This is a genomic window from Marinobacter salinexigens (genome assembly GCF_008370345.1).
Lineage (GTDB): Bacteria > Pseudomonadota > Gammaproteobacteria > Pseudomonadales > Oleiphilaceae > Marinobacter > Marinobacter salinexigens.
This window is the reverse complement of record NZ_VTUU01000015.1, coordinates 36451-52520: the sequence shown is the minus strand read 5'-3', so window position 1 is coordinate 52520 and position 16070 is coordinate 36451. Positions and strand designations below refer to the sequence as shown.

10 protein-coding genes, 1 tRNA gene and 1 pseudogene are annotated in these 16070 nt (G+C 55.4%); 1 reads left to right on the top strand and 11 read right to left on the bottom strand.

Annotated elements, in window-relative coordinates:
- Positions 1-107 precede the first annotated feature (107 nt).
- The 10 genes and pseudogenes from FWJ25_RS18515 to rpsU all read right to left on the bottom strand — a co-directional run bounded on the left by FWJ25_RS18515 (position 108) and on the right by rpsU (position 14048).
- Positions 108-569 carry a DUF2489 domain-containing protein gene (locus FWJ25_RS18515; protein ID WP_149601751.1) on the bottom strand — a complete coding sequence of 154 codons (462 nt, stop codon included), beginning with the start codon at positions 567-569 and terminating at the stop codon, positions 108-110.
- 20 nt (positions 570-589) lie between these two features.
- On the bottom strand, positions 590-2884 hold the full coding sequence (locus FWJ25_RS18510; RefSeq protein ID WP_149601750.1) for a molybdopterin-dependent oxidoreductase: 2295 nt from the start codon (positions 2882-2884) through the stop codon (positions 590-592).
- Between the two features lie 168 nt (positions 2885-3052).
- The gene (locus tag FWJ25_RS18505) at positions 3053-6256 is read right to left on the bottom strand and encodes an Ig-like domain-containing domain (RefSeq protein ID WP_149601749.1); all 3204 of its coding nucleotides are present in this window, start codon (positions 6254-6256) and stop codon (positions 3053-3055) included.
- Positions 6257-6270: 14 nt separating this feature from the next.
- Complete coding sequence (locus FWJ25_RS18500) at positions 6271-7605, bottom strand: outer membrane protein transport protein (protein ID WP_149601748.1); 1335 nt, start codon at positions 7603-7605, stop codon at positions 6271-6273.
- A gap of 316 nt (positions 7606-7921) precedes the next feature.
- A pseudogene (locus FWJ25_RS20500) lies at positions 7922-8014 on the bottom strand (PEP-CTERM sorting domain-containing protein); the annotation flags it as partial.
- A 772-nt stretch (positions 8015-8786) separates the two neighbouring features.
- On the bottom strand, positions 8787-9392 hold the full coding sequence (locus FWJ25_RS19940; protein ID WP_246166891.1) for a PEP-CTERM sorting domain-containing protein: 606 nt from the start codon (positions 9390-9392) through the stop codon (positions 8787-8789).
- Between the two features lie 403 nt (positions 9393-9795).
- A tRNA-Ile gene (locus FWJ25_RS18485) sits at positions 9796-9872 on the bottom strand.
- Between the two features lie 97 nt (positions 9873-9969).
- Positions 9970-11829 carry an RNA polymerase sigma factor RpoD gene (gene rpoD / locus FWJ25_RS18480; protein ID WP_149601747.1) on the bottom strand — a complete coding sequence of 620 codons (1860 nt, stop codon included), beginning with the start codon at positions 11827-11829 and terminating at the stop codon, positions 9970-9972.
- Positions 11830-11949: 120 nt separating this feature from the next.
- A complete protein-coding gene (dnaG, locus tag FWJ25_RS18475; protein WP_149601746.1) occupies positions 11950-13677 on the bottom strand; it encodes a DNA primase in 1728 nt (575 codons plus the stop codon).
- A gap of 155 nt (positions 13678-13832) precedes the next feature.
- Entirely contained in the window at positions 13833-14048 is a 216-nt protein-coding gene (rpsU, locus tag FWJ25_RS18470) for a 30S ribosomal protein S21 (RefSeq protein WP_072794797.1), read from the bottom strand.
- 246 nt (positions 14049-14294) lie between these two features.
- On the opposite strand from rpsU, the gene tsaD reads away from it, so the two are divergent.
- Entirely contained in the window at positions 14295-15350 is a 1056-nt protein-coding gene (tsaD, locus tag FWJ25_RS18465) for a tRNA (adenosine(37)-N6)-threonylcarbamoyltransferase complex transferase subunit TsaD (protein ID WP_149601764.1), read from the top strand.
- Positions 15351-15360: 10 nt separating this feature from the next.
- Here the strand turns inward: tsaD and plsY are convergent, their stop codons facing one another.
- The gene (plsY, locus tag FWJ25_RS18460; protein ID WP_149601745.1) at positions 15361-15954 is read right to left on the bottom strand and encodes a glycerol-3-phosphate 1-O-acyltransferase PlsY; all 594 of its coding nucleotides are present in this window, start codon (positions 15952-15954) and stop codon (positions 15361-15363) included.
- Positions 15955-16070 lie beyond the last annotated feature (116 nt).

The window sequence follows — 16070 nt, the reverse complement described above, 5'->3', positions numbered from 1 at the left end:
CGTCATGTTTTCGCTAGTCTGGAACCTATTGTTTTGCTTTGCTAAACGTGTGCCTTGCTAGCTTTTTCGGTTACAAAAAGTTACAAAACGGCTGGGTTAGCGATCGTTCAATCATCGAATGAGTGCAGACGGATGGCCGTAGCGGCGCGGCGTATCTCGTCGGCGTACTGTTTCTCGATCTCAAACCGTTCCTTGTCCAATTTCTCGAGAAACCGGGTTTCGGTGGCTTGTCTGGCCTGATGGGTAGGCATGTGCTGAAGGCGGTCATGCACCTCAAGGAATACCTGGTAGGGGGACTGCTCCAGTAATTCCGGTGCCAGGTGATCAAGAAGGCCTTTCAGCCGCAAGCAGGCTTCGGAATATTCGACCTGATCAGCTTCGATGGCGAGGGCTATGACCCGAACACTTTCTGCCATATCCTTCCGCCGCTGGCGGATAAATTCATCTGCCTTTGCCTGTCGCTTTTTCCCTTCGGACAGGGCCTTCGACTGCCGGAAAATAAAAACCAGCAGCAGGGCAATAATAGTCAGCCCTGCTACGATCAGCGTCCACTGAAGCCAGAGAGGCATTCGATACTCCTTCGTTTGAATCAGGCCCGCTTACGTTGTCGGGCGGGGCGCCAGACTTTGACATTTACTGTCTGACCATTCAATACCGAGGTGCCCACCAAGGGATCGATCTGGGTGTCACTGAGTACGTCATTGATACTGGCGCCTGCATGCTCGGTGGCGACGGACTGGCCGCTGCCTTCGCGATCGTGCCCCCAGCCATGTGGAACGGATACGACACTCGGCATGATGTCTTCGGTGATCTCCACAGGTACAACGATACTGCCTGCAGACGCCTGCACTTCGGCAGAGTCTCCGGACTGCAGGCCAAGGCGCGACGCATCCTTTGGATGGATCATCAGCGTGCATCGGCTTTTGCCCTTCACCAGTCGCTGGCTGTTATGCATCCATGAATTGTTGCTGCGGACGTGTCGACGACCGATCAGTAACAACCCGTCTTCCGGTGGAGTACTCAGAACCAGATGGAGGCGCTCCAGATCATCGAGGAAACGCCTGGGCGCCAGGTTGATCTTTCCGTCCCGGGTGTACAGCCGATCAGGCAAAGAGGGCTTCAGAGGCCCAAGGTCGACGCCATGTGGTTGTTCCCGGAGCGAGGAAAGCGACAAACCTTTAGGGAGGTGCTGCCAACGGCGGTTGAGTGAACTCAGGTTGGCCAGTCCCCGTAGCGGATGACGCTTGGGGAGCAGGTCCATCAGGAGGTCGATAGCAGGTTGAGCCAGCCCTCTGACGGGCTTCCCGGCGGCCCCGTAGGGGCCAGAGCGCAGCAGGAGATCAAGAATGGGATCGGGCCCGAGTTGCTTGAATGCCCGCCAACCAAGTTCGGCCCGGATTGGCAGCCGGCCTTTTTTGCGCAGCTTTTCCAGCCGATGGGCCAACTCGAGAAGAATCTGCCAGTCGTGTCTGGTGTCGGGGCCGGCATCAAAAAGCCGTTCACTGTATTTGGCGGTGTTGCGCACCGCAAACATACTGAAAATCAGGTCGTAGTGGCTTCGTTCCAGAGCGGCTGTTGGCGGCAGGATCACATCGGCATGCCGGGTGGTTTCGTTCAGGTAGTAATCGACCGACACCATGAAGTCGAGCCCTTCCAGTGCCTCATCAAGGCGTCGCCCGTTAGGGCTGGAGAGAACAGGGTTACCGGCTACCGTCACGAACGCCCGGATCTGTCCTTCGCCCGGTGTCAGTATCTCATCCGCCATGGTACTGGCGGGATATTCCCCAGCGAATTCAGGAAGGCCCCGGACCCGGCTGTGTCGTTTACCGAAATGACCGTTCTGTCCGGACATGGCTCCAATGGCAACCAGATCAATGGCGGGCTGGGTAAACAGCACGCCTCCGGGACGGTCCAGCTTACCGGTCAGGATGTTGAGGCAATAGGCGAGCCAGGTCGCAATTCCGCCAAATGCCTGAGTGCTGGTGCCCATGCGGGTGTAGAGCGCGGCTTTGGGGGTGTTGGCCAGTTGCCGGGCCAGTTGTCGGATGGTGTTGGGTTGAATGCCCGTGTGGTCGCTAACGGCTTCAGGAGAGAAACTCAGGGACGCGAGCCTCAGCAGGTCCACATCCTTGGCCAGGTCTCCGGCAGAGCCGGTATTCACCAGACTTTCCTGGAAAAGTGTGTGCACCATCGCCATCAGCAGCAGGGCATCGGAACCGGGCCTGATGAAATGGAACTCATCGGCGACCTTCGCGGTTTCGGTACGGCGGGGGTCCACCACAGTTAGTTTGCCGCCGCGATGCCTGAGCTCTTTTAACCGCCCCCGGAAATCCGGTACGGTCATCAGGCTTCCGTTGGAAGCCATAGGATTGGCGCCGATGCAGATGAACAGGTCGGTGTTGTCGATATCCGGAATCGGGAACAGAATCTGGTGACCGAACATCTCCAGGCTGGTCAACATATGAGGCAGCTGGTCGTTCGACGTTGCAGAGAATCGGTTCTGGGAGCCTACAGCACGAAGGAACGGCATGGTTGCGACCAGCGACCCGTGATTGTGGACGTTCGGATTGCCCAGGTAGACCCCTATACTGTTACGGCCGTAGTCGGACCGGGTTTGATGAAGCTTCCTGGCGACAAGGTCAAAGGCCTCGTCCCATTCCATCTCCTGCCAGCCGCTGGCAGTTCTTCGTACCGGTTTGCGCAGGCGCTCGGAATCCTCGTGGAGATCCTGGAGGGCAATCGCCTTGGGGCAAATATGTCCGCGGCTTAGAGGGTCGTTGTCGTCGCCCCGGATAGACGTGATTTTCCCATCCTTCACATCAATGGCGACGCCACACATGGCTTCACACAGATGACAGGTTCGGTAGTGGGTGCCATTTTCCATGGGTACATTTCCCCCTGCGTTATTTTTGTGGTTCACGAAGGTTTTACGGTTTCAAATTGAAACCAGATTAACAGGAATCTCCCTGGATGGCACAAGTTGGATTTCTCAAATCGGGCACAAAAAAGGCCAGTCCGAAGACTGGCCTGAATTGTCAGGTCCTGCCCGGGGTTATTGTACCGCCGGGATTTCCTTGACGGGGTTGGAGATGAAGTTCAGCCAGATGCCTGCCTGTGGAATGATCAGGGGAATACTGATGTCTCCCGAGTCGGTACCGTTACCACTGAGGCAATCTGCAAGGGAATTACCGGCACTGACGCATTGGAAAAAGTCCATAAAGCCCCCGAGAATGGGAATTTCTACTTCAACGTTTACCTCAATCGGTGGTTCGTTGAGGTTCCGTTGCTCAATCTGCATCCGACCGTCGTCGAAGAACAGAATCGGGCCGCTGAGTTCCAGCGTAAACGGTTTGCTGTAGAGGTCATGGCTCAGTGCTGAGGCCAATGGCAACTGCAGATTGGGGGCATCCAGTGTCAGGTTAGCAACGGTCTGGAACGTCGGGTTGCCGTCTTCACCTTCGACGATGATCCCTTCAACGAGACCCAGTGGATTATCCTCGGTGGGTGTGCCGTAGCGCATCCGAAGAACCTGTGGGCCGGTGGCGTTCTCACCAAAGCCGTCAAGGAACACGCTGGCTGAGGTGGTCGCGAGCATCGTCGGGTACAGCAGGACTCGTATACCGATATTGTTGCCTTCTTCATCGTAGGCCGGACCGATGATTTCAGTATTCAGTCCGTAAGTCTGATAAATGAACTTGTTCTTCGGGCAGGACTCGCTCGCTGCACAGCCCACACTCGCCCCAATGGTAAGGCCAAGTGCTGTAGCTTCCTTGTTAACAACGGCCAGTTTGGCCGCGTTTTCAGAGGGCAGGTAGCCTCCCGCACCATCGGATTCATGGGCAAAAGGCTCAACACAGTCCGTGGCGCCAAGTGATGCGCACCCGTCGATCAGGTAGTTTGAGTTGGTATCCCGAATCGGCAGGTTCCGCAGAGGTGTGTACACGGTGCCAGTGGCTGCTATGCCCTTGAAGTAGATCTCCAGATCCGGCCCGCCGATGTCTTGTGGGTCGACCAAAAGGTCAGTTTGCAGTGGGTAACCGTCCTCCGAGCAAACCGCCGCACCGCAGTCGTTAACGGCGGTGGATGAGGCGATGGTGTAACGATAGAAACTGTCCACTTCCCAGGCGCTGTCCGGGTAGAAGCGAATTCGCTGATTGTTTTTCTCCAGACGGCCGGATACCTCGCCCGCAACGCTGCCATCCGCGTTGATCTGCTCGACGAGGAATGTCTCACCGTTGCGAATGGAATCGAGGTCCATGGATTGGGAGAAGACGACCGTGAGGGGGCGATCCTCAGGTATGGTCGTGATTGGGAGTATGTCGCCTGCTGGACCGCCTGGTGCTGCATCAACGCACTGTCCGTGGGTCCCGGCACCGAGGTCCACGCCAGTCGTAACGCATGGGAAACCAGGATAGGTGGTCAGCGCAATAGGCGAGGCGCCTGGTGCTGTAATCTCAGGAACAGTAAACGTCAGAGTCTGAGAGGTTGCACTGTTACCCGCGAGGTCGGTCAGCTCATTGTTGATCTGGACGCTGTATTCAACGCCATGTTCGAGTCCACCCACGGGGTTGAGTACGACCACGGTACCGTCCAGTTTGCGCTGGACGTCGGCACCTGGAATCGCTGTCCCATCAGCGAATAGTGTGATGCCTGCTGTCAGTCCGGCCTGGTTCAGAGGTTCATCGAAGTTCAGGGTGATCGGATCTCCGGGGCGTTGCATCAATTGCCGTGTGGGCGGGATCGCATCGCTTGGACCAGGCATCCAGCTCACAAGGCTCGGGCCGGTGGTATCGGCGGTACGGTTGTCCAGCGCATCAAGCTGAACAGCCGCATTGGTATCGGCCTCGATATGGAACGCGATGGTCGAATCTGTAAACTCCTGGCCCAGCAGGTTGGGCTCAACCATGCCGATGGCATCAATGGTCAGTACGCCGCCCTTAACAATGGCAATACCGCTGAGCTCCACATGCATCAGGTCCTGTGACAGGGATGCATTTGGTTGTGCCTCTTCGGTGTTCATGGACACATCCATGAACAGTTTTACGTGGCGTGGCGCTTCTGCGGAGTCGGAATAGGGGTTCGGGTATAGATAGCCCAAGGCATCTGAAAGCATGGTTACCTTGATGGTACCGGTTTTCTGGATGCTTCCGGTGGTTGGGTCGATAACCGGAACGGTCCCATTGATTCGTACATCCAGGCTGGTACTTTCCAGCAAACTTCCCTTTGGGACGCGCAGAGGTACCGGCTCATCCCCGGGGAAGCTGGGGCCGTATGCCAGCTCAGCATAGAGACCACCGGTCTGTTGTGATGTATCGGTAACGCCCTGAAGCACAGAATTCAGGCTGACCCCGTTAATAATCTGATCATTCAGTATCGAGTGCACCGGCGCTGTACCGGCGATTAAACCGGAATCAATGGTTTCCTGATAAAGAATAACCGTAGGGCTGGTGTCTTTAGGGGTGAAACTTGCGCTGTAATTCAGCGTCTGGCCTGAAAGTGATGGCAGGCCGGCAATCTCCAGCGTGTATTCCTCACCAGCGGTCAGCACATCGCCAGGCATACCACAGCCAGCACGGGTATCTGCAGTGCAGGGGTCGACGGTCAGGTAGCGGCCTTTCAGGTAAACATCGCTGGAAACCTCTTCACCGGAGCTGTCGAGCAGGCGAATCGTGCCGCCCATAGCTTTCCAGTCTGGATGCGCGGGTTCGCTGAGAGTCACCAGAAAGGACGAGAAGTCCATCGGCTTGAAAAAGCCATCGGAAGACGGAAGCATTTCGGTAACGCTGAATGTACCCCCGTTCAGGCTGTCCAGACCCTGGCTGCCGGTAAAACCGGCCCGTGTGGAAAACTGCACGCCATCGTCACCCATCGCATTGGGGTTGCTGATCTGGCGCACACCCGCCATCAGAGGTTCTGAAATGCTAATGGTGTATTCAGTGCTCAGATCCAGCTCTGTATCCGGGCTGAGGACCAGGCTGCGCCCACCATCGACCGCTGTAACAGAGTAGGGAACCTGGGAACCCTGAGCGTTGGTCAGCTCGATCTTCGATGTAATGTTTTCATCGGTGATGGCATGGGAAAACCGTAACACGATGTCGGCCCTCGGGCTCACCATGGTTTGGCCATCTGCCGGGTATGAATAGATGACGCTGCCGGTTTCGGAAACTGAATTATCAATGACCTGCTCACTGCCTCCGCCACAGGCGGCCAGGAGAATAGCGGGAGCAAGGGCAATCGTTTTGTTGTACTTCTTCATTGCTTAGCCTCCGATCAGAATTTCAGTGTGACAGAACCACTGAATACATGTACGTCGCCATCGGTAGACACCACGGTGCCATTGTTTGAGGCATCGGGATCTGTCGTGCTGATGGTGAAGTCACGCTCCTGGAGCATCTGGTATTGATATCCCAGATCCAGGCGGACCGGGTAGGCAAGGATTCGGGTGCGCTTGTACTCTGCGCTTAACCCCAACCCAACAATGTATTTGTCATTGTCGAAGTAATTCACGTCCTGGGTAGATGTGCTTTTCAGGGCTGTCGGTTGAAAGGCAAGGCCCGCTGTCACACCAAAGGTGTCACCAAGCTTCATCTCGCCGCCGATCCGTGGAATCAGTATGTCGTCGAACTGGGCCGCGGCCTGGTCTTTGATGTCGTCTCCGGCAAACTCGTCCTCAAGATCGGACCAGTTCTGTTGCTCCAGCGTTAGCCCTACACGCCAGTCAGATGCGCTGTATTGGAGACCTACGGCGTAGACCGTTGGCTGATAGGAGTCGTAGGTGGAAATGGCGAACTGAAGCGGATCACTGGCCGGGATCAGACCGGGAATGACCGTATTGGCCTCTACGGTTGTCCGGGTGTTTGAGCTGCTGCGATAGACGAATGCTGTTTCAAAACCGTCGAGGAAGCAATCCGAGTCCGGACATAGAGTTTCGCCCAGGTCGATGCTGGTGCTGAGAATCGTACGGATAGAGGGTTTTGCATTTACTGAGAGGCTTTCGTATTGAGTGTTGCCTGCCAGGTCGGTCGTGGCAGACAAAGACGCCTCTGAGTGTAGTGTAATCCGTGTAGCGAACCCGGCGTCAATGCCCCGCCAGAGTGTGGTCGCGCCGCCAAGGTTCAGGAACAGGGGCTGGCGTTCATAAGTCAGGAACTGGCCAGAGTTGGACGTTTCGGAGTTAAACGCCAGGAGTTCCTTGCCCAACTTCTCGACGCCCGCAACAAACCCCAGATAGATCGGGTGTTTGACCCGGGTGAGTGACGACAAGTTGGTTTTCATACCAATCAGAACGTTCTGGCTTGGGCGGTCGGAGACAATTGAGCCGGTTCGGTCTGCGCCTTCGGCCCTGAGTTCGTGGGCGCCGTGAAGGAAGCCACCGGTCAGCTCACCACGGGGGTCCTTTGCCAGATAGGCCGGGTTGTAGTATGTGGCAGACACCTGAGTGTTGAACATCGACAACGCCTGAGCTGATGCAATATCGGTTGGCAGAAGACCATAGGTTGTGCCGATGTTGCCCATGTTGGCCGATACCGTTGCAGAAGCCAGAAAGGTTGCGGCTGCAACAGACCGAGAGAGAGTGCGAATACGGAATCGGGAGGTTGAAACCATGGACTTACTCCAAAAGCTAGTTGTTTTTTTATGTGCCTTTCCAGGCCCGACTGAACGTGACTGGTACTGTGATTCTGAGTTTTAGTGTATGCGGCTTGTCTTTTGGGGACTTTGGCTCTGCTGACAGATTGTCGTGTCGGTAAAACCACGTATATGGGTAAGCATGGAACATAAACAGGCAGATTGCCTGCATATAAAGGCGTTGGAGTGTTTGGATTTGTTGGGGAGTGTTGCGGAGTATTGCAGGGAGGATTAAGGCAACAAAAAACTCCCGGAAGGGGAGTTTTTTGTGTGTAAACAAATCTGACAGTTAGGTTCAGGCTGCCTTTTTGTTCCGGCGAGCAAGTCCCAGCCCCATTAGGCCAAGACCGAACAGAGCCAGTGTGCCCGGCTCTGGGACAGAGATGGAACCGCCGTTAAATTCGGTGAGGTGACTGATGGTAAAGTCATCCGCATTGTCTTTAAAGTTGAAGATAGACACGCCGTTGTCTTTGATTCCGAGGTCGAAAACACCCCAGTCGAGGCTGGCGAGGTTTTCAAACAAGGCCCACACTCTGCCTTGCTTGACGATGAAATAACCTGGCTCATCGCTCACAAAGTCGAATGCAAAAATGCTCTGCTGTCCATCCACCTGATTCAGAACAATATTGGTTTCAGTCTTGTCTGAGAAGGTGAGAGGTGTTCCGTTTAACAGGTCCGAAGCCCAAGCAGTCTCTGTTTGCTGGCCGGCATTGCCAATCGAGGCTTCGTAGCCGACAAGGTTATCAAGATCGCCTACGTCGATAGCGCCATTGTCGATGGTGTATGCAAAGGCGGTTCCGCTGGCGCTAAATGCCAGAGCTGCTCCAAGGGCTAAGTTTCTGACTTTCATGGATACTTCCTTCCCGGTATATCTCGGGTAACTACTATAAGTAAATCCCCGTGCCTTCCATAGGCGCGGTTCTGTTCATGGTACTGATCGGTCTGAAGCCAAATGCGTGCCAATAATAAAAACTCTTTTATAGCAAAGGGTTATAAAATTTTAGGCCTGTTTGATGTAAAGAAGGTCGACACTCCGTTGGATGGTTATAAGTAGAGTGAAGTTGGGCTTGAGGCGGGGGAGAGGGCGCGCGCGGGGGCATATATGATAAAAGCCCGCAGTTGCGGGCTTTTAAATGGCAGGATTCTTCAGATTGTTTTTGTCATGCGGCTTTCTTGTTCCTGCGTGCCAAACCAAGGCCAATCAATCCCAGTCCGAACAGTGCCAAAGTACCTGGCTCCGTAACGGTTACGGAACCATCTCTTGCGTAAAGGGTCAGGTGGGAGAGCCCGCCGCCGGTTTCGCGGTTGGCTGACCCGAAGAAAAAGTTCCAGTCGCCTTTAAACACGCCATCCTGCAGAGAATATACGAACCATTCGTCTGGCGTATTTCCTGTGCCGAATTTAAAACCAATGGCGCCGATATTGAAATCGTCCCAGAGTGTCTGGTTGAAGGACCATGTGCCAGATTCGTCTCCTGGCGTGAATAAATTGGCGATAGCGCCATTCTGGGTGAAGCTAGGAGAGTAGCTACCTGTAACGTCTGTGTACCCCGCTCCAGCCAAAGTGGCCAGAAAATCATCATTTTTGCCGTTTCCAATGTTTCCTACGCCGCTACCAAGGCACGCTGCTACTTTAGAATCATCGATTCCCATATAGTTTTTGGTTGCGTCTTCACTGCAATTGATCATCGCGCCAAAGGTAACGCTACTAAATAGAAGCCCTGCTGCAACACTTCCAACTGCAGATACGCTGTGCTGTATGTTCATGGGTAAAAACTCCTGCGCTAGTCTTCCGGTTCTTGCTGAAGAAGGATGGGCATACCTTGGGCCATAAAAAAAATCTTGTAGGTAAATTAGACGGTTGCATTTGCTATCGGTTTTCGGGGTGGTCCCTGATGTAAATTGCGTCGACAGTTTAGCGGGGGGAGTTCAGGTTCCCAGAGGAAAATGACAAGCATTCAGTGGGCGGAGGCGGGGGGCACCATATGCCGCGCTCCGGCCAACGAACTGATTTCTAAGCGCTAAGCGGCAGAAGAAAGGTATCTTTTGAGTCGGGTTTAATGGGGCAGCTTTCTCGGTATTTTTCGGGAAATGCAGGACGTGAGCCGGAATGTTTATTTGGGCAATGGGGCCGGTAGTGCGGGTTCAGGATAGAGATTGGGGTAGAAAATGGTGGGCCCAGCAGGACTCGAACCTGCGACCAAGGGATTATGAGTCCCCTGCTCTAACCAACTGAGCTATAGGCCCATGCAGCGTGTGCTGATTGGAAGGATGTTTCCGGGTAGGGAAACAAAGCGGGCGCCATTATACCGGTGAGGTGCGACGCCCGCTACTGTTCAGGTGATTATCCCTGGTTTCCCTGATCGTCGATGAATCCGCGCAGGTGATCGGAGCGGGAAGGGTGACGCAGTTTGCGCAGAGCCTTGGCTTCGATCTGACGGATACGTTCACGGGTAACGTCGAACTGCTTACCAACTTCTTCCAGGGTGTGGTCGGTGTTCATCTCGATGCCGAAGCGCATGCGAAGAACCTTGGACTCCCGGGCGGTGAGGCCAGCCAGTACAGAGCGAGTGGCTTCGCGGAGGCCTTCTGCTGTAGCAGAGTCCACCGGAGAAAGCGCCTGGATGTCCTCGATGAAATCCCCCAGATGGCTGTCTTCATCGTCACCAATCGGGGTTTCCATGGAGATCGGTTCCTTGGCGATCTTCAGGACCTTGCGGATCTTGTCCTCCGGCATGTCCATCCGTTCGCCCAGCTCTTCCGGAGTCGGTTCGCGGCCCATCTCCTGCAGCATCTGCCGGGAAATCCGGTTGAGCTTGTTGATGGTTTCGATCATGTGCACCGGAATACGGATTGTCCGGGCCTGGTCCGCAATGGAGCGGGTAATCGCCTGACGAATCCACCAGGTTGCGTAGGTGGAGAATTTGTAGCCACGACGGTATTCGAACTTATCGACCGCCTTCATCAGGCCGATGTTGCCTTCCTGGATCAGGTCAAGGAACTGCAGACCACGGTTGGTGTACTTCTTGGCGATGGAGATAACCAGACGCAAGTTGGCTTCGACCATTTCCTTCTTGGCACGGCGAGCCTTGGCTTCTCCAATAGATACCCGGCGGTTGATTTCCTTGATGTCGGCAACGTCCAGGTCAACCTCGGCCTGCACATTGTGAATCCGCTTCTGCAGACGGACAATTTCATCAATGCGCTCACCGATAGCGGCGGCGTAGGGCTTCTTGGTAGCAGCAATTTCGCCTGCCCACTCAAGATCCACTTCGTTGCCCGGGAACCACTTGATGAAATCCTTACGTGGCATTTTGCTTTCGCGAACGCAGATATCCATGATCGCACGCTCATTTTCGCGTACCAGATCATTGGTAGAGCGAACAACGTTCACCAATTCTTCAAAAGCCTTGTTTGCCAGCTTGAAGGGGGCGAAAACCTGTCCCAGTTCGTTCAGGGCGTCCTGGGTTTTCTTGTCGGAGCGACCATGCTTGGACAGGGCTTTATCTGCAGCGTCGAGTTTTTCCTTCAGGAGTTCGAAGCGCAGGCGGGTCTCTTCCGGATCCGGGCCGTTGTCGTTATCGTCTTCGCTGGAGTCGTCATCATCATCGTCGTCTGCGTCGGAATCCGCTTCTTCCGACGTCTCCTCGGTTGACGAGGTATCCTCACCCATGAAAGGTGCTGCATCGTCGGGATCAAGGAAGCCGGTTACGATGTCGCTGATGCGGCCTTCATTTTCGATGATCCGATCGTATGCCTGAATAACGGTGCCAGCAGTGCCGGGAAAGTGGGCAACGGCCGCCATCACATCGCGAATGCCTTCCTCGATGCGCTTGGCGATCACAATCTCGCCTTCGCGAGTCAGCAGTTCAACGGTACCCATCTCACGCATGTACATGCGGACGGGATCCGTTGTGCGGCCTGCGTCGGTTTCAACGGCAGCCAGGGCAGCAGCTGCTTCGGCGGCGGCGGCTTCGTCGGCTGTTGAGTCGCCTTCGGTCATCAACAGGGTGTCTGCATCCGGTGTTTCTTCACACACCTGGATACCCATGTCGTTGATCATCCGAATGATGTCTTCGACCTGATCCGGGTCTGCAATATCTTCCGGGAGGTGATCGTTTACCTCGGCGTAAGTCAGGTAACCTTGTTCCTTGCCTCGTGCAATGAGGTCTTTCAAACGTGATTTCTGCGAATTGCCTGACATAGACACCCTGTGAACTCGCTTTTCAAAAGGAAAAAAGTTAAACAGCCATTATAGCTGTCGCTCGGTCGCACCGCCACCGATAGGTTAGATGGTGATCAGTGCCTCAAGTTTCAAGTGCTGTTACTCCTGACTTCCGCTGCTCAGGGTTCTCAGCTCCTTTCGTTCCTCGCTGGAGAGGTTTGAAAGGTTTCGCAGTAGCGTCGCAAGTCGTTGCTGTCGCGATGCTTCTTCGTTCGGGTTGAGCATCTCTCTGGCAGCTGCCAGCGTGCTTTCCCGGGACGGAATATGCTCTACGCCATCAAACAGGTGGTAGAAACGTTCCCGTGCCTTTTCGTCTGTGGCCAGCTCGAAGATCAGTGAGTTCCGGTCGCCGACTTCTCGCTGCAATATCCAGTTCGCCAGGTTGCGGGCCTGATCGTACTGTCGTGAACTGGTGGCGTACTCGCTGATTTCCGTTGCCAGTTCAGGGGCCTCCAGCAAAGCCAGGCAAAGAATGCTGTCCTTGCTAAGCCGTACATCGATTCGTTCTTCACTGATGCGGTCCCTGCGTCCGCCTTTCCACTGCCCCCAGGGCTCTCGCTGAGGCTTCTGCCATTGGCTGCGGCCGCCACATAACCGAAGCATTTCATGCCACATGGCATCCCGCAGCGTACTCTTGGGCATCCTGTTGAGCAGCGGCTCCGCTCTGGCCCGAAGTTCCCCGCGGTGTTCGGGGAGTTGCAGGTCCAGGCCTTCGCTCTGCCTGTCAAACAGGTAGCGGGATAAAGGTGTGGCACCTTCTACACGTTTCTGGAAAGCCTCCGGGCCTTCCTTCCGAACCAGTGTGTCCGGGTCTTCGCCCTGGGGTAGCATCAGGAACTGCAGGTGCAGCCCGTCCGTCATGAGTTCCAGTGCGTTATCCATGGCCCTGTCGGCGGCCCGGAAGCCGGCCTGATCGCCATCGAAGCAGAACACGATGTGCCGAACCTGCTTCAGTAACGCCGTCAGGTTGTCCTGGTTTGTGGCTGTCCCGAGCGTTGCAACAGCATAGTGAATGCCGTGTTGTGCAAGGGCGATGACATCCATATACCCCTCGACAACCAGAAGTCTGTCGAGTTGCTTCAGTGCCTGCCGGGCCTCAAATAGCCCATAGATCTCCCGGCTTTTATGAAATACGTCAGACTCCGGAGAGTTGATGTATTTTGCCTTGTCGTCCCCGAGTGTTCGGCCGCCAAAGGCGACGGTTCGGCCCCGTGTGTTCCGGATGGGGAACATGACCCGGTTTCTGAACAGGTCCCGCGGACGTCCGTATTTATCGGATACGGTTCCGGTTTCAATCAGTCGGCCCTTCAGTTCCTGATTGGCCGTATCAAACAGGGCTGTACCCGTTCCCGGAGCGAAGCCAATCTGGTATTCGCTGATAATGGCGTCATCCAGGCCGCGCTGCGCCAGATAATCGCGGGCGTAGGCGCCTTGCTGGCTGGTCAGGGCTGACTGGTAGAACCGGTTGGCGAAGTCCAGTGCATCGGTCAGGGTTCGCGCTTGCTGAATCTCCTGCTTTGCGACACGGTCATAAGGGACTTCCAGGCCGGCTCTTTTGGCCAGATCTTCTACAGCCTCGGTAAAACCCAGTCCATCAAACTCCCTGACAAAGCTGATGGCATCGCCATGGGCGCCGCAGCCAAAACAGTGATAGAAGCCCTTGTCCGGTCGTACATTGAAGGACGGTGTCTTCTCGTCGTGGAAGGGGCAGCACGCTTTGTAGTTGGCGCCGGCTTTCTTGAGTGTAATGCGCGAGCCGATCAGTTCTGCCAGATCAATACGGTCCAGCAGGTCTTCAACGAAACGTTGAGGGATCAGTCCACTCATGGAGACTCCAGATCAACCGGGACTTGTCAGAGTTCGGCCATAGCCAAAAATGCCGCCGAAGCCAGGCCTCGGCGGCATTTTATGAATCGCGCTGCGCAGCCTGTGTGGCTGGACAGGCGATTAACAGTGTGCAGTCAAGCAGCGTCAGGTGTAGCTTAGTACAGACGCTCGAACTTGCGCTGTTCCCGCTGAAGCTTCTTGAGATGACGCTTAACGGCAGCAGCTGCTTTACGCTTACGAACTGAAGTCGGCTTCTCGTAGTGCTCACGACGACGCACTTCAGAAAGTACACCTGCTTTCTCGCAGGAACGCTTGAAGCGACGCAGGGCTACGTCAAACGGTTCATTCTCTTTCACTTTAACAGCTGGCATTCGAAAATCACCTACCTGATAGATTCGGTTTCAATTTGGTCCGTCTGGACGTTCCAGATCGGTTCGATCCCTGGTCAGATTGGCTAAAACTCGACCAGTGCATATTTTAGGGCGGCAATGATAGCGCTTGCGTTGTGGCAAGGTCAATGTTTGTTCGATGAATCTGTCTGTGGATTTCGGGATTCTGCTAGAATGCCCCCTCCTATTCTAGTCAATCCTCAAGCTAACCACGATGGTCCGGATATTATGCTTATTCTCGGTATCGAAACTTCCTGTGATGAAACTGGCGTAGCGCTGTTTGACAGCGAAAAGGGGCTTTTGTCCCACGCTCTGTTCAGCCAGATCGATATGCATGCGGACTATGGCGGGGTAGTCCCGGAGCTGGCCTCTCGCGACCATGTGCGAAAATTATTACCGCTATGCGATGAGGTGCTGTCGAAGGCTGGCAAGGAGAGGTCGGATATAGAGGGTATTGCCTATACTGCCGGCCCGGGCCTGGTTGGCGCGTTGATGGTCGGCGGCTCGGTGGCTCATTCTCTGGGCTACGCTCTGGGCATTCCGGTGTTGGGTGTTCATCACATGGAAGGGCACCTTCTCGCTCCCATGCTCGAGGATAACCCTCCGGCGTTTCCCTTCGTTGCGCTGTTGGTATCTGGTGGCCACACCCAGTTGGTTCGCGTAGATGGTATTGGTGAATACCTGATGCTCGGCGAGTCGGTTGATGATGCTGCAGGTGAGGCCTTCGACAAAACGGCAAAAATGCTTGGCCTGGACTATCCGGGCGGGCCCAGAGTCGCGGCGCTTGCTGAAAAAGGACGGCCAGATCGTTACCGTTTTCCGCGCCCTATGACCGACAGGCCCGGGCTTGATTTCAGTTTCAGCGGTTTGAAAACCTTCACATTGAATACGGTCAACGCCGCGAAAGACAGCGGAGAGCTGGACGATCAGGTACGCGCTGATATAGCGCTGGCATTCGAATCTGCGGTGGTTGATACCTTGACCATCAAGTGCCGGCGCTCTCTGGAACAGACCGGATGCAAACGCCTGGTGATTGCCGGCGGAGTGAGCGCTAACAAGCGTCTGCGGGCAGGGTTGGAGAAGATGACGCAAAAGTTGAACGCTGAAGTGTTTTACGCGCGTCCCGAGTTTTGTACCGATAACGGTGCGATGATTGCCTATGCCGGGGCTCAGCGCCTGACATCCGGGCAGCGGGATGGTGATCGCATTGTTGCTGTGCCCCGCTGGCCGATGAATACTCTGCCCCCGATCAGAGAGCCGCGAGAGAACGGATTGGCAGACTGACGGAGCGGCTTCAGAGCCCTGCCTCTCTCCCTTGTGCCAGACGGATGAGGTTGTTGCGGTGGCGAACCACAATCAGCAGTGCCAGCAGGCCAAACAGGGGCAGGGTGTCGGGTTCGATAAAGGCGCTGATAATCGGGCCGCAGATGATGGCGCTCAGGGAGGCGACCGCTGAAATCCTCCAGCGCCACATGATGACCAGCCATATGGCGGCCATGATCAGGGTGGTCACCGGTGCAAGTGCGAGCCCTGCGCCGAGAGCTGTGGCAACCCCTTTGCCCCCTTTAAACCGATAAAATACCGGGATCATGTGCCCGGTTACCGCAAACAGTGCAACAATCGCCTGAACCATTACCGAAAGACCTGCGGAGTTGGCCAGCCAGACTGGTAGCCAGCCTTTTGCTGCGTCGAGGACTAAAGTGACGACAGCCGGCGGCCAGCCGCCAGTGCGGTAAACGTTGGTGGCGCCAGGGTTGCCGGAGCCCAGAGCGCGTGGGTCGGGTAGTTTCCATAGCCGGCAGACCGGTAGTGCAAACAATACTGATCCGGCCAGGTAGGCCAGGGCGCAAAGCAGTACTGTGATAACCGGATCGCTGATTTGAATCATGTGATGGTCTGCAGGCGGAGACGTCCCCGGGTGTTGTGTGCGAAAATGCCGGCCCGGAATCCGCTGGCCAGCCTTTGTACAGTATCTGCTGGTTGAGGGTTGTTCAATCAGCAAAG